The organism is Enterobacter sp. 186315 (assembly GCF_053290175.1).
The window spans coordinates 160,857-176,442 of sequence record NZ_JBPTTK010000006.1 but is presented as its reverse complement, the minus strand read 5'-3'; the positions used below and the strand labels follow the sequence as shown (position 1 = coordinate 176,442).

Here is a 15,586-nt window from a genome sequence, read left to right as displayed (position 1 = left end):
TTACACCTTCTCAACCTGAACGAGGTTCGTGTGGGACGGGTTGCCCTTCGCCAGCGGCGACGGACGCTGTGTGGTCAGCACGTTAATGCTGCCTGCCTGGTCGATGCGGTTTGCATCCGGGTTATACCAGGCCCCTTCCCCCAGCGCGACAACGCCAGGCATCATGCGCGGTGTGACTTTGGCTTCGATATGCACTTCGCCACGGCCGTTGAAGATGCGTACGCGATCGCCATTGGCAATGCCGCGCGCTTTCGCATCCATCGGGTTGATCCACATCTCCTGACGACACGAGGCTTTCAGCACGTCGACGTTGCCGTAGGTGGAGTGAACGCGCGCCTTGTAGTGGAAACCGGTCAATTGCAGCGGGAATTTCGCCGCCAGCGGATCGTTGTAGTTTTCGAAGCCCGGCGTGTAGATTGGCAGCGGATCGATAACATCCCCTTCCGGCAGCTCCCAGGTCGCCGCGATTTTCGCCAGCGCTTCGGAGTAAATTTCGATTTTGCCCGACGGGGTGGTCAGCGGATTGGCGTGCGGATCCTCACGGAAGGCTTTATAGGCAACATGGTGCCCTTCCGGATCGCGCTGTTTGTAAATACCCTGCTTGCGGAAAGTATCGAAATCAGGCAGACCGGGGATCTTCTCGCGGGAAAGTTCATGCAGATGGCGCATCCACTCTTCCTGGGTACGCCCTTCGGTAAACTGCTGTTCAACCCCAAGACGCTTCGCCAGCTCGGTGGTCATCTCATAGATGGTTTTGCACTCGAAGCGTGGTTTGATGGCCTGGTCAGTAAAGATTACGTAGGACATGTTGCCGCAGGAGGCATCCAGCGCGAAGTCCATCTGCTCGGACGCGGTGCAGTCCGGCAACAGGATGTCGGCATATTTCGCCGACGAGGTCATGTGGCAATCAATTACCACAATCATCTCGCACTTCTTGTCGTCCTGGAGGATCTCATGGGTGCGGTTGATTTCGGAGTGCTGGTTGATGAGGCAGTTACCGGCATAGTTCCAGATCATCTTGATCGGCACATCCAGCTTATCTTTACCGCGCACGCCATCGCGCAGAGCGGTCATTTCCGGGCCGCGCTCGATGGCGTCGGTCCACATAAACATGGAGATGCTGGTCTGAACCGGGTTGTCCAGCGTCGGCATACGCTCAAACGGCAGGGAATACGACCCTTCACGCGCGCCGCTGTTACCGCCGTGGATCCCCACGTTGCCGGTCAGAATGGAGAGCATGGAAATCGAACGCGTCGCAATTTCACCGTTAGCGTGGCGCTGCGGTCCCCAGCCCTGGCTGATATAGGCCGGTTTTGCCGAGCCAATTTCACGCGCCAGCTGAACGATACGCTCGACAGGGATCCCGGTGATGGTTGATGCCCACTCCGGCGTTTTCGCCACGCCATCGCTGCCCTGACCGAGGATATAGGCCTTGTAGTGCCCGTTTGCAGGCGCGCTGGCCGGCAGGGTTTTCTCGTCATAGCCGACGCAGTATTTATCGAGGAAAGGTTGGTCAACGAGGTTTTCGGTGATCATCACCCACGCCAGAGCATTTACCAGCGCGGCATCGGTGCCCGGACGGATTGGGATCCACTCGTCTTCGCGTCCGGCACCGGTATCGGTGTAACGCGGATCGATAATGATCATCCGCGCGTTGGATTTCGCACGCGCCTGTTCAAGATAGTAAGTCACCCCGCCGCCGCTCATGCGGGTTTCGCCAGGGTTGTTACCGAACAGCACCACCAGCTTACTGTTTTCGATATCGGACGGGCTGTTGCCGTCTGCCCAGCCGCCGTAGGTGTAATTCAGGCCCTCGGCAATCTGTGCGGAAGAGTAATCGCCGTAGTGATTCAGATAACCGCCGCAGCAGTTCATCAGACGGGCAACCAGCGTTTTTCCCGGCGGCCATGAGCGGGTCATGGTGCCGCCCAGCGTACCTGTACCGTAGTTGAGGTAGATAGACTCGTTACCGTACTCTTTGATCAGCCGCTGCATGTTGGTGGAGATGATCTCGTAGGCTTCGTCCCAGCTGATACGCTCGAACTTTCCTTCCCCACGCTTGCCGACGCGCTTCATTGGATACTTGAGGCGATCCGGGTTATAGACGCGGCGGCGCATAGAGCGGCCACGCAGACAGGCGCGAACCTGGTGTAACCCTTCGTAGCTATCGTCCCCGGTATTATCGGTTTCGACATATTTGATCTCGCCATCCACCACATGCATACGCAGCGGGCAACGACTCCCACAGTTTACCGTACAGGCGCTCCACACTACGTTTTCCGGGGCCGTGGCCGGGGACAGCGCGTCCGCCGCCGATGCCAGACGTGAAAAAGGTAAAGTGAACGCGCTGCTGGCAACGGCCAGTCCGCCAATTGCCGTGGTTTTCATCAACCCACGGCGAGTGACCTCGGCAGCCATTAATGCTTCAGGCGCTTTGATTTTCATAAAGACTCACTTTGGTTGCTCACAAAGAAAAGAGAGGCGGCACAGGCTGCTATGTAGTTTTATATATAACGAATTACTTCGTTTCTGGTCTTTTATGCTGACTTTCGTTCGGGGAGTATTACTACTTTGGAGGGAGGAGTTATTGCCTCGTGTCAAAGCAGAGGCATAAAAAAAGCGCCCAAAGGCGCTTTTTTTGTTTTAGGGCAAACTATTAGCCGATGTACTGCTGACCTTTCATGTAAGGACGCAGCACTTCCGGGATCTCAATACGACCGTCTGCCTGCTGGTAGTTTTCCAGCACGGCAACCAGCGTACGACCCACAGCCAGACCGGAACCGTTCAGGGTGTGGACCAGACGGGTCTTCTTGTCAGATTTGCTGCGGCAGCGCGCCTGCATGCGGCGAGCCTGGAAATCCCAGACGTTGGAGCACGAGGAGATTTCGCGGTAGGTGTTCTGCGCAGGAACCCAGACTTCGAGATCGTAGGTTTTGCAGGCACCAAAGCCCATATCACCAGTGCAAAGCGCCATACGACGGTACGGCAGACCCAGCAGCTCCAGCACTTTTTCAGCGTGGCCGGTCATCTCTTCCAGCGCGTCCATGGACTCTTCAGGACGGACAATCTGCACCATTTCAACTTTGTCGAACTGGTGCATACGGATCAGACCACGGGTGTCGCGACCATAAGAACCGGCTTCAGAACGGAAGCATGGAGAATGCGCGGTCAGCTTAATTGGCAGATCGTCTTCGTCGATGATTTCATCACGAACGAGGTTGGTCAGCGGCACTTCAGCCGTTGGGATCAGCGCGTAGTTGCTGCTGTCTGCTTCTTCATCCAGAGGACGAGTGTGGAACAGATCGCCGGCAAATTTCGGCAGCTGACCGGTACCGTACAGCGTATCGTGGTTTACCAGATACGGGACGTAGGTTTCGCTGTAGCCGTGCTGCTCGGTGTGCAAATCCAGCATGAACTGCGCCAGGGCGCGGTGCAGATGAGCAATCTGGCCTTTCATAACCACAAAGCGAGAGCCGGTCAGCTTAACCGCAGCGGCAAAGTCCAGACCTGAATGCATTTCACCCAGGGTGACGTGATCGCGAACTTCAAAGTCGAACTCACGAGGCGTGCCCCAGCGTTTAACTTCAACGTTGTCGTTTTCGTCTTTACCGACAGGAACGCTGTCGTCAGGGATGTTCGGGATCGCCTGGGCGATATCACGAATTTCAGCCTGAAGCACATCCAGATCCGCTTTCGCCTGATCCAGCTCTTCACCCAGCTTGTTCACTTCCAGGCGTAATGGCTCGATGTCTTCCCCGCGCGCTTTCGCCTGGCCGATGGATTTCGATCGAGAGTTACGCTCTGCTTGCAGATTTTCAGTTTGTACCTGCAAAACTTTACGACGCTCTTCAAGAGCGCGCAGCTTATCTACATCCAGCTTAAAGCCCCGGCGTGCCAGTTTTTCAGCGACTGCGTCTGGCTCATTACGCAGCAGATTGGGATCGAGCATGCTTATCCTGTGCTTATCGAATTAAATAGGAAATGTGGCCACAGCCTGCGGCCACAAAGATACAATTGCAAACATTACCGCAACGATCGCGCTAACGATAGCGTTTTATAGGGCTATTTTGATCCTGTCCGGCAAGCCAGGTGAGCTTTTCACCAATCTTGCCCTCAAGACCTCTGTTTGTCGGGTGATAATAGCGAGTTTGTGCCATTTCCTGCGGGAAATACTCCTCCCCGGCGGCGTAGGCGTTGGGCTCATCATGGGCATAGCGATATTCCTGCCCATAGCCCATCTCTTTCATCAGTTTGGTCGGCGCATTACGCAAGTGGACCGGTACGTCGTAATCCGGGCGTTCACGCGCATCGGCCATCGCCGCTTTAAAGGCGGTATAAACAGCGTTACTTTTTGGCGCACAGGCCAGGTAGACAATCGCCTGAGCGATAGCTCGCTCGCCCTCCGCCGGCCCCACGCGGGTAAAACAATCCCAGGCAGAAATTGCCACCTGCATCGCGCGCGGATCGGCATTGCCTACGTCTTCTGACGCAATCGCCAGACAGCGGCGCGCGACGTACAGAGGGTCGCCACCCGCGCTGATGATGCGCGCATACCAGTAGAGTGCGGCATCGGGTGCGCTGCCGCGAACGGATTTGTGCAGCGCGGAGATCAGGTCGTAAAAGCGGTCGCCTTTGTTATCAAAGCGCGCGCTCCGCTCCCCGGCAATCTCGGTGAGCAGTTCCGGTTTCAGCACCCGCTTGCCCGACGCATCAATTTCAGCCATGTCGGCCATCATTTCCAGCGTGTTAAGCGCCCGACGCGCATCGCCATTCACCAGTTCGGCAATGGCAAGACGGGTTTCGTCCGGCAGAACGATATCCTGCCCACCGTATCCCCGCGCCTTATCCTCCATCGCCTGAGTGAGGACCTTTTCGATATCCTCAGTGGTCAGCGATTTGAGTAAGTACACGCGCGCGCGGGACAGCAGTGCGGAATTGAGTTCAAAAGAGGGATTTTCGGTCGTCGCACCGATAAAAAAGATCGTGCCGTCTTCAATATGCGGCAGGAAGGCATCCTGCTGGCTCTTATTGAAACGGTGGACTTCATCAACGAACAGGATGGTTCGGCGTCCGGCATTGCGATTCTGACGCGCACGTTCAATCGCTTCGCGGATCTCCTTTACGCCCGACGTCACCGCTGAAATACGTTCTACGTCGGCATTCGCGTAGCGGGCAATGACTTCGGCAAGGGTGGTTTTACCGGTACCGGGTGGCCCCCAAAGGATCATGGAGTGCAGATGCCCGGCCTCAATGGCGCGCGGCAAGGGCTTACCCGCAGCCAGCAGATGTTGCTGACCGATGTACTGCGCTAAATTTTCTGGCCGCATACGAGCGGCCAGAGGTTGAAACGCGTTATCTGAAAAATCGAGCGACAGGTTGCTCACTCACGCCTCTTACTTACGTTGGTCGTCCACCGTTACGCCCTGCGGCGGGGTAAAGGTGAATTTCGATGCGTCAACGGCGCCGTTTTGCTGAGTCTTCAGCTGATAGCTGCTGCGCTGGTCGTCTTGCTCAACCGCACCGAACTGATTAATGGTCCCGTTGCTGCTCACGTTGATGGTGAACTGCTTCAGATTGCCGTTGCCGCTCTTCGGCGTCAGGACAAATTCATCACCGTTTTGTTTGATGTTGTACTGCTGCCAGTCGCTGGACTGGTTGCGGGCAATCAGCATAAACGGAGTGTTGCTGGTGGCATCTTTCAGCCAGGTCGCAGTGGCCTGCTCAACGAACGGGTTGAAGAACCACAGCGTTTTACCGTCAGACACCAGGATGCTTTCATCCGGCTGCGTCATGTGCCAGTTAAACAGATTTGGGCGTTTAACCCACAAATCCCCCTGACCTTCCTGCACCGCGTTGCCGCTACCGTCGGTCACTTTCTGCGTGAAGCTCGCGTGGAAGCTGCTTACTTTATCCAGTCGGCTTTTAAGGTCGCTGGCTGCATCAGCCCAGACGCTGCTGGCAACAAAGCTGGTCAGTAATGCACAGGCGATGGCGAATTTTTTCATTGTTATTCCTTAAAATACGTCGTCCCAATATGGGGGTTCCGTTTTCTATTCTGGACCTGCCCGAAGGCAGGCGACAGAAGAAAATGCTTAATTTTTGTTGTTTTACCCAACTTTGCAATCGCTGAAAGGTTATTCAAACGGCGGTGGCGCAAGCACTTCGCGGTTACCGTTATGACCTTGTTCGCTCACGATACCCTGGGCTTCCATCTGCTCAATGATGCGCGCCGCACGGTTATAGCCGATACGGAACTGACGCTGAACGCCGGAAATGGACGCTTTACGTTTTTCAGTGACAAAGTTAACCGCCTGATCGAATAACGGATCCAGCTCTTCGCCACCGTCAAACCCACCGCCGCCACCTTCGCTTTCGGTGTCGCTGGTGATGCCGTCGACGTACTGTGGACGACCGCGCGCTTTCCAGTCCTGAACGACTGCGTGAACTTCTTCATCGCGAACAAACGCACCGTGAACACGCACCGGCGAAGTTGAGTTCGGGCCGGAGTAGAGCATATCACCCATCCCCAGCAGCGACTCTGCACCGCCCTGGTCGAGAATAGTACGGGAGTCAATTTTGCTCGATACGGTAAAGGCGATACGGGTAGGGATGTTCGCTTTAATCAGGCCGGTAATAACGTCCACAGACGGACGCTGCGTCGCCAGCACAAGGTGAATACCTGCCGCACGGGCTTTCTGTGCCAGACGCGCAATCAGCTCTTCAACCTTCTTACCAACGGTCATCATCAGGTCGGCGAATTCATCCACCAGCACAACGATGTAAGGCAGTTTTTCCAGTACCGGATGCTGGGCATCCATGCTGTCACCCGGCTTCCAGTAAGGATCCGGAATCGGACGCCCCATACGCACCGCTTCGGCAATTTTCTCGTTATAACCGGCAAGGTTACGCACGCCAAGCGCCGACATCAGCTTATAGCGACGCTCCATCTCGTTGACGCTCCAGCGCAGGGCGTTGGCAGCATCTTTCATGTCGGTAACCACTTCCGTAAGCAGATGCGGGATACCTTCGTAGACGGAGAGTTCCAGCATTTTCGGGTCGATCATGATGAAACGCACATCTTCCGGCTGTGCTTTATAGAGCATACTCAGGATCATGGCGTTCACGCCGACCGATTTACCTGAGCCGGTCGTACCCGCAACCAGCAGGTGCGGCATTTTCGCGAGATCGGCAACCACAGGGTCGCCTGCAATATCCTTACCCAGCACCACGGTAAGCGGGGATGGATTTTCGCGGAACTTGGCGTTATCCAGCACTTCACGCAGGTAGACGGTCTGGCGTTTCTTATTCGGCAGCTCGAGGCCGACATAAGGTTTGCCAGGAATGACCTCTACCACACGCACCGCTACCGTAGACAGGGAACGCGCCAGGTCACGGGACAGGTTTGAAATACGCGCGGCTTTTACGCCCGGCGCAAGGTTCAGCTCGAAACGCGTGATTACCGGACCTGGAGAGTAGTTCACAACATCCGCTTTAATACGGAAATCGGCCAGACGGGCTTCAACCAGACGCGCCATTTGCTCCAGCGCAAAAGTATCTACCGGCTCGACTTCTGACGGCGGCGGCGTTAGCAGATCCAGCGACGGCAGCGGCGTGCTTGGTCGCTGAAGCGGACGGCTGTCACCATTTCGCATCAGCAGCGGGTGGATAAGGCTTTCCTGCGGCTGAGCCGGTGGCTGCTGGAACTGCGGCGGCTGTTGAGGCTGCTGCGGTTGCGCGTAAGTCTGCTGAACAGGCTGTTGCTGCTGTGGCTGTGCGTAGGCCTGAGGCGCTGGCTGCTGACGAACGGGTTCCGCTTCCGGCATCACGCTCGGGGTGAATAACGGCTCGCTTGGGCCATCATCAACCAGATCTTTCATTGGCGAGAATTCGAAATCAGACAGCGAGAACGGGCTTGCGCCCGCAGGCTGCTCACCGGAATAGCGCTGCTGCTGCGTTGCCGCGAACTGACGGGCCAGCTCGGCCTCGGCCGCGTCGTCTTCATCAACCTGAGCATGATGCAGCTGAACGTCATGATGCTGCTCTTCGCCATAGCGTTGCTGCTGTTGCGCCGCAAACTGGCGAGCGAGTTCATCCTGATGAAGTTCTTCCGCCTCGTCCTCATACCCGGCCTCACGCGCCTTCTCCTCTGCCATACGCTGGGAAGGCAGCTTGATGCCGTAGGAGGCAAGCTCGCGGCGCGTCGGCACGCGAACGCGATTAGGGCGCGGTAGCGTTGGGCCAATCCCTTCTTTTACCTGAGGGCGCGGCGCACCGCTGGTGGCGAGGCTAAAGACCGGTGCCGCTGCGGCTGCCGCAGCCGTCGCCTGCTTCACGCTTTCAGCCACAGGCGCCACGGCCGGTGTGGGATCAACAGGCGGAACAGACACAGAAGGCGTTTTGATAACAGGTTCCTGCACCGGCTCCGGTACGGGCTGATACCAGGCAGCAAGCTGCTCGCGCTCGCGGGCACGGCGCTCTTCCACCTCTTCGAAGTAATACATTGGAGGACGCGTCGCTTTCGTTTCCTCGACCACTTCTGGTTCAGGCTCTACGTACGGCTGCTCCGGTTCAACGGGCTCAGGAACATATTCCTGATACGGCTGTGCGACCGGTTGCTCGTACTGTGGATGGCTCTGCGGTTCGTACGCAGGCTCCGGCTGATAAGGCTGCTGCCATTGTTCCTGCTGCACCGGCACGTAGCTTTCCGGTTCAGGGGCAATAACAGGCTCCGGCGTATGCACGCCAGGCGCGGTCTGCCAGTCGACCTGAGGCTGCTGGATAGCAGACTCCGGTGCGGGCACCTGCGCAGAAGGCATTACCGCTTCAGCGGGCGCGGCATAAACCTGGGCTGCCGTTGTAGCAGCAGCGGCGGCGGCAACCGGTTCGGTGACCGAATGACCGTTTAACAGCGGATCGTATTCGTCGAAATCGCCCGGCATCGCGCGGTTACCGGAGAAGAGGACATCATCAGGATCCACGGAGGCACCGGCCGCGCGGTATTCCACCTGTTCCTCTTCGTCCATGCGTTTGCCCGAGAAGAGCGCGGCATCGGTTTTGCGCCCAAGCGGGTTGGCGAATTTCTCGGCTACACGCTGACGGCGTGCCAGCGCACCGCGCAGAATGCGAGCACGACGGGATTCACGACGCTGCACGGGGGCTTCGTCGTCGTCTTCGTATTCGTCCTCATACTCGTCTTCATCGACCCAGGTGTCATCGCGACGGGTACGATTGCTGGCGAAGGTTAAAAGCGTAAGGATAAAGCTGCCGATCTTCTCGGCGATACTCACCCATGACCAGCCGGTGAACAGCGTCAGGCCAGCAGCCCAGATGCAGAGCAGCGTCAGCGTGCCGCCGCTGCTGTGCAGCATCGGCTGCAACGCGGAACTCAGCAGGCTGCCGATCACCCCACCCGAGGCGAAGTACCAGATATCATCGGCGTTAATCGCCGCCAGGCCGCATGACGTGAGGATCAGCGCCAGCGCGCCTATCAGACGCAGCGAAACCGCAAAGTAATCGATGTAGTCATCGTTTTGTCGATGTCGCCAGGCGAACCAGCATCCGCCAATAATAATGACGGGAATGGTGTAGGCCATCACACCGAAAATGAAAAAGAGAGTGTCCGCAAGCCAGGCGCCGGGAACGCCGCCTAAATTATGGATAGGCTCATGCCATGCGGTTTGTGACCAGCTGGGATCTGAGGGATTGAAACTGAGTAAGGCTGCCATCAGCCAGACGGCAAAAAGGGCAATAACAATCAGCAACGCCTCAAGGAGCCGACGTCCGCTGCTTAGCTTCGATAATGTGACTTCTTTGTCTTCAGTATATTCCTGGCTCAAGAAAGGCTCTCCAGGTATCAGGCATTTCCTGCCTGTTTGCTAAAACGGACAACAGCGCCGGGTATCCCCGGCACTGTTGCTGTATGGATTAACAGGAGTGTAATCAAACTACGCTGATTTTGCACCTGTTCCGTGTTAGCGCGTCTTAATAACCAGACGATTGCTCTGTTTGACCTCTTCCATCACCACATAAGTACGGGTGTCGTTCACGCCTGGCAGACGCAGCAGGGTTTCACCCAGCAGCTTACGGTAGGCGGACATATCAGGCACACGGGTTTTCAACAGGTAGTCGAAATCGCCGGAAACCAGATGACACTCTTGAATTTCTTCAAGTTTTTGTACAGCGGCGTTAAATTGCTCAAACACATCTGGCGCACCACGATTCAGAGTAATCTCAACAAATACCAGAAGTGAGGCATCCAGATAATGCGGGTTCAGCAGAGCCGTATAGCCCTGAATAAAACCCTGTCTTTCCAGTCGGCGCACACGCTCAAGGCATGGCGTCGGGGAAAGTCCCACACGTTTTGAAAGCTCGACGTTGGAAATACGCCCATCCTTTTGCAATTCATTAAGAATGTTACGATCGATACGGTCGAGATCTTTGCCAGGGCGCTTCTTGCTATCTACCATTATTATTGTCTCTCTGTATTCCTTCCCTACTCCTGCCTGGACCCTGTGCACATCACTGTTCAGAGCCTGTACCCGTTATTCATCGCATCGACTGTTTATGTAATTTACGCGATGCGGACTCGGGTTCGATGGTAAGAAGACCGTTGCCGAAAGGCAGTCACCGACATCACGTATGGCGTCTGTCCACGCCATGCGTAGATTTCACTGACCCGGTAAAAATGGCATTTACGTGCATACCTATGCGGCACACGCGTAATGCGTTTTTTTTCTTCCTTGAATGTTTTCGCAAAAGCGCAGGGGATTGTCAAAGCAAAACATCGTTTTTTAGTACAACATGCCAGATATTCATTACGGCAGGTCGTAAATCCTCATTTTATTGCCTTATAAACAACCGGTTTTCAGTAGAAAGCGTTATGCTAAAACGCCTAATCCATCGCCCGTGTCTATTGCACATATTGATATCAAAACTGCTGCGCTCTTTTTTTACGGCAACAAATTCCCTACAATCCAGCCCAATGTCTGCCAACAACAATGGGGATCTCATGGGCACGGCCAAACACAGTAAGCTGCTAATTCTTGGTTCTGGACCTGCGGGATATACCGCGGCGGTCTATGCTGCACGCGCTAATCTGCATCCGGTACTGATTACCGGCATGGAAAAAGGCGGTCAGCTGACCACCACCACCGAAGTCGAAAACTGGCCAGGGGATCCAAACGACCTGACCGGGCCGCTGCTGATGGAACGTATGCATGAACATGCGGCCAAATTCGAAACCGAAATTCTCTTCGACCACATTAATAAGGTTGACCTGCAAAACCGTCCGTTCCGTCTGACGGGCGACAGCGGCGAATACACCTGCGACGCGCTGATTATCGCCACCGGTGCCTCCGCGCGTTATCTCGGCCTGCCGTCTGAAGAAGCGTTCAAGGGCCGCGGCGTTTCTGCCTGCGCAACCTGCGATGGTTTCTTCTACCGTAACCAGAAAGTGGCGGTAATTGGCGGCGGCAACACGGCAGTAGAAGAGGCGCTCTATCTGGCGAACATCGCGTCTGAAGTTCACCTGATTCACCGTCGCGATACCTTCCGTGCGGAGAAGATCCTGATCAAACGTCTGATGGATAAAGTGGCGAGCGGCAACATCGTGCTGCACACCAACCGCACGCTGGAAGAGGTGACGGGCGATCAGATGGGCGTTGCGGGTCTGCGTCTTCGCGATACCCAGAACACCGACAACGTGGAATCACTGGAAGTGGCGGGTCTGTTCGTGGCTATCGGTCACAGCCCGAACACCGCTATCTTTGACGGTCAGCTGGAGCTGGAAAACGGCTACATTAAGGTGCAGTCCGGTATTCACGGCAACGCGACCCAGACCAGCATTCCTGGCGTTTTCGCTGCCGGTGACGTGATGGACCACATTTATCGTCAGGCGATCACCTCCGCAGGCACCGGCTGTATGGCCGCGCTGGATGCTGAGCGCTATCTGGACGGACTGGCCGAGCAAAGTAAATAATCTTTACAAGTCAGTAACAAACGTAAATTAAGGCGGCGATAAGTCGCCTTTATTGTCTCCCCGTTGTACCATTGCGCAGCCCAATTCTAATAACGTCACCTGCAAAGTACGCAATGGAAAAAACCCGTCAACAAGAGTTAACACGCTGGCTGAAACAGCAAAGCGTTCTTTCCCGCCGCTGGCTGAATATTTCCCGTCTTCTGGGGCTTATCAGCGGTCTGTTGATTGTTGCCCAGGCATGGCTGCTGGCCCGCATTCTCAATCATATGATCATGGAGAACATCCCGCGCGAAGCGCTTCTGCTGCCGTTTATCGTAATGATCCTGATTTTCATCCTGCGCGCCTGGGTCGTCTGGCTGCGCGAGCGCGTAGGGTTTCACGCCGGACAGCACATTCGCTATGAAGTCCGCCGTCAGGTTCTTGACCGCCTGCACGAGGCCGGTCCGGCCTGGATCCAGGGGAAGCCTGCCGGGAGCTGGGCCACGCTTATCCTCGAACAAATCGATGATATGCATGATTATTATGCCCGCTATATTCCGCAGATGGCGCTGGCCGTGTGCGTGCCGCTTCTGATTGTTGCCACGATTTTCCCGTCAAACTGGGTTGCGGCGCTGATCCTGCTCTGCACTGCCCCGCTCATTCCGCTGTTTATGGCGATGGTGGGTATGGGCGCAGCGGATGCGAATCGCCGTAACTTCCTGGCGCTGGGCCGCCTGAGCGGGCATTTCCTCGACCGCCTTCGCGGGATGGAAACCTTACGTATCTTCGGACGCGGTGAGGCTGAAACCGAAAATATTCGCCTCGCCTCGCAGGATTTCCGCCAGCGCACGATGGAAGTATTGCGTCTGGCCTTCCTCTCCTCCGGCGTGCTCGAATTCTTTACCTCGCTGTCGATTGCGGTCGTGGCGGTTTACTTTGGTTTTTCCTATCTGGGTGAACTTGATTTCGGCCATTACGGCACAGGCGTCACGCTGTCGGCAGGGTTCCTGGCCCTGGTACTGGCGCCGGAGTTCTTCCAGCCGCTGCGCGATCTGGGAACCTTCTATCATGCGAAGGCGCAGGCCGTTGGCGCTGCCGACAGCCTGAAAACCTTCCTTGAAACGCCGCTCGCCCATCCGGAACGCGGCGACGTGACGCTGAACACTAACGAACCCGTCACCGTTGAAGCCGTCGATTTCTCTGTGGTATCGCCCGAAGGCAAGGTGCTGGCGGGGCCGCTGAACTTCAGGCTGGAAGCGGGACAGCGCGTCGTTCTGGTCGGGACCAGCGGTTCGGGCAAAAGCTCGCTGCTTAACGCCCTGTCCGGCTTTATGGCCTATACCGGCAGCCTGCGCATCAGCAACGTTGAACTGCGCGAGCTTGATCCGGACGCGTGGCGTAAGCAGCTCAGCTGGGTGGGTCAAAACCCGCAGCTGCCTGCTGCTACCCTTCGTGAAAACGTGCTGCTTGCCCGCCCTAATGCCCGCGACGACGAGCTGCAATCGGTGCTTGACCGCGCCTGGGTTAGCGAGTTTTTACCGCTGCTTCCACAGGGCGTGGATACCGTCGTAGGCGACCAGGCGGCAGGTTTATCCGTCGGCCAGGCCCAGCGTGTTGCCGTGGCGCGCGCCCTGCTTAACCCGTGTCAGCTCATGCTGCTGGATGAACCCGCCGCAAGCCTGGATGCCCACAGCGAACAACGCGTGATGGATGCGCTGAACGCCGCCTCGCTGAAGCAAACCACGCTGATGGTGACCCACCAGCTCCAAGGGATCGCCGACTGGGATCGGATTTGGGTCATGGAGAATGGTCATATTGTCGAGCAAGGCGATTACGCCTCTCTCGTTGCCGCGCAGGGGCCGTTTGCCTCCCTGCTGGCCAGTCGTCAGGAGGACATCTGATGCGCGCCCTGCTGCCTTATCTTGCCCTTTATAAACGCCACAAGTGGATGCTGACGCTAGGCATTGTGCTGGCCATCATCACGCTGCTTGCCAGCATTGGGTTACTGACGCTTTCGGGCTGGTTTTTATCGGCTTCGGCTGTGGTTGGCACCGCCGGGTTGTACAGCTTTAACTATATGCTCCCGGCCGCTGGCGTACGCGGTGCGGCGATAACCCGTACCGCCGGGCGTTATTTTGAGCGTCTGGTCAGCCACGATGCGACGTTCCGCGTGCTTCAGCACCTGCGTATTTACACCTTCAGCAAACTGCTGCCCCTCTCCCCTGCCGGGCTGGCGCGTTTTCGTCAGGGTGAACTGCTTAACCGTGTTGTTGCGGATGTTGATACGCTGGATCACCTTTATCTGCGCGTCATTTCGCCGCTCACCGGGGCGTTTGTCGTCATTGTGGTGGTCACGCTCGGGCTGTGTATGCTCGATGTGACGATTGCACTTACCCTCGGCGGCATCATGCTGCTGACGCTTTTCCTGCTGCCACCGCTGTTTTACCGTGCCGGTAAGCCGACCGGGGAAAACCTCACGCGTCTGCGCGGGGAGTATCGTCAGCAGTTGACCTCGTGGCTACAGGGCCAGGCTGAACTCACCATTTTCGGTGCCAGCCAGCGTTACCGCGCCCGTATGGAAAGTACCGAGCTGAACTGGCATGAAGCCCAGCGCAGACAGTCTGAGCTGACGGCGTTTTCACAGGCGCTGATGATGCTGATCGGCGGATTTGCCGTCATCGCAATGCTCTGGATGGCCTCTGGCGGCGTGGGGGGGGATACCCAGCCCGGCGCGCTTATTGCGCTGTTTGTCTTCTGCGCGCTGGCCGCGTTTGAAGCGCTGGCCCCCGTGACCGGGGCATTCCAGCATCTCGGACAGGTTATCGCGTCGGCTTTACGCATCACACAGATTGCTGAGCAAGAGCCCGAGGTGAAGTTCTCTGAAACGCAAACGCCCGTGCCTGAGCAGGTTTCACTGTCGCTCCGCAACGTGGTGTTTGCCTATGACAAGCAGGCGCAAAACGCGCTGGATGGGATCACGCTTTCGGTTTCTGCTGGCCAGCGCGTTGCGATCCTGGGCCGCACGGGCTGCGGGAAATCCACGCTTTTACAGCTGTTAACCCGCGCATGGGATCCCCAGCAGGGTGAAATCGTCTTCAACGACACGCCGCTGAACGCCTTTAGCGAGCAGGCGTTGCGTAAAACGGTCAGCGTTGTACCGCAGCGCGTGCATCTGTTTAGCGCTACGCTTCGGGATAACCTGCTGCTCGCCAAACCGCAGGCGAGCGATGACGCGCTTTGCGCCGTGCTCGAACAGGTCGGGCTGCACAAGCTGCTTGAGGATGACGGGCTGAACAGCTGGCTCGGTGAAGGGGGGCGTCAGCTGTCGGGGGGGGAACTCCGCCGCCTGGCGATCGCGCGCGCCCTCTTGCATGACGCGCCGCTGATGCTGCTGGACGAACCGACGGAAGGACTGGACGCGACCACCGAGAGCCAAATCCTTGATTTACTGGCGAACGTAATGGCCGGTAAAACGGTGCTGATGGTGACGCACCGCCTGCGCGGGCTGGCGAATTTCGACAAGATAATTGTGATGGACAATGGACACATTATTGAGCAAGGTAGTCACGCAGAACTGTTAGCGAAACAAGGTCGCTACTACCAGTTTAAACAGCGTCTGTAGACTATATT

9 protein-coding genes are annotated in these 15,586 nt (G+C 56.7%); 3 read left to right on the top strand and 6 right to left on the bottom strand.

Translation table 11 applies throughout. The annotated features are described in order from the left end of the window. The 6 genes from dmsA to lrp all read right to left on the bottom strand — a co-directional run bounded on the left by dmsA (position 1) and on the right by lrp (position 10,466). A complete protein-coding gene (gene dmsA / locus ACSVHP_RS09445; RefSeq protein WP_447551756.1) occupies positions 1-2,445 on the bottom strand; it encodes a dimethylsulfoxide reductase subunit A in 2,445 nt (814 codons plus the stop codon). Between the two features lie 211 nt (positions 2,446-2,656). Beyond that, positions 2,657-3,949 (bottom strand): serine--tRNA ligase, encoded by a 1,293-nt coding sequence (serS, locus tag ACSVHP_RS09440; RefSeq protein WP_234673988.1) that lies wholly within the window; start codon positions 3,947-3,949, stop codon positions 2,657-2,659. A gap of 91 nt (positions 3,950-4,040) precedes the next feature. Further along, entirely contained in the window at positions 4,041-5,384 is a 1,344-nt protein-coding gene (rarA, locus tag ACSVHP_RS09435) for a replication-associated recombination protein RarA (RefSeq protein ID WP_234673989.1), read from the bottom strand. Between the two features lie 9 nt (positions 5,385-5,393). Beyond that, on the bottom strand, positions 5,394-6,005 hold the full coding sequence (gene lolA, locus ACSVHP_RS09430) for an outer membrane lipoprotein chaperone LolA (protein ID WP_234673990.1): 612 nt from the start codon (positions 6,003-6,005) through the stop codon (positions 5,394-5,396). A gap of 129 nt (positions 6,006-6,134) precedes the next feature. Next, a complete protein-coding gene (locus ACSVHP_RS09425; protein WP_447551755.1) occupies positions 6,135-9,836 on the bottom strand; it encodes a DNA translocase FtsK 4TM domain-containing protein in 3,702 nt (1,233 codons plus the stop codon). Between the two features lie 135 nt (positions 9,837-9,971). Then, positions 9,972-10,466 (bottom strand): leucine-responsive transcriptional regulator Lrp, encoded by a 495-nt coding sequence (lrp, locus tag ACSVHP_RS09420; protein WP_000228469.1) that lies wholly within the window; start codon positions 10,464-10,466, stop codon positions 9,972-9,974. A 542-nt stretch (positions 10,467-11,008) separates the two neighbouring features. On the opposite strand from lrp, the gene trxB reads away from it, so the two are divergent. The 3 genes from trxB to cydC all read left to right on the top strand — a co-directional run bounded on the left by trxB (position 11,009) and on the right by cydC (position 15,578). Beyond that, on the top strand, positions 11,009-11,977 hold the full coding sequence (trxB, locus tag ACSVHP_RS09415) for a thioredoxin-disulfide reductase (RefSeq protein WP_447551754.1): 969 nt from the start codon (positions 11,009-11,011) through the stop codon (positions 11,975-11,977). A gap of 113 nt (positions 11,978-12,090) precedes the next feature. Beyond that, positions 12,091-13,857 carry a heme ABC transporter permease/ATP-binding protein CydD gene (cydD, locus tag ACSVHP_RS09410; RefSeq protein WP_447551753.1) on the top strand — a complete coding sequence of 589 codons (1,767 nt, stop codon included), beginning with the start codon at positions 12,091-12,093 and terminating at the stop codon, positions 13,855-13,857. Beyond that, a complete protein-coding gene (gene cydC / locus ACSVHP_RS09405) occupies positions 13,857-15,578 on the top strand; it encodes a heme ABC transporter ATP-binding protein/permease CydC (protein WP_447551752.1) in 1,722 nt (573 codons plus the stop codon). Before cydD ends, cydC begins: the two co-directional genes overlap by 1 nt. Positions 15,579-15,586: the final 8 nt, after the last annotated feature.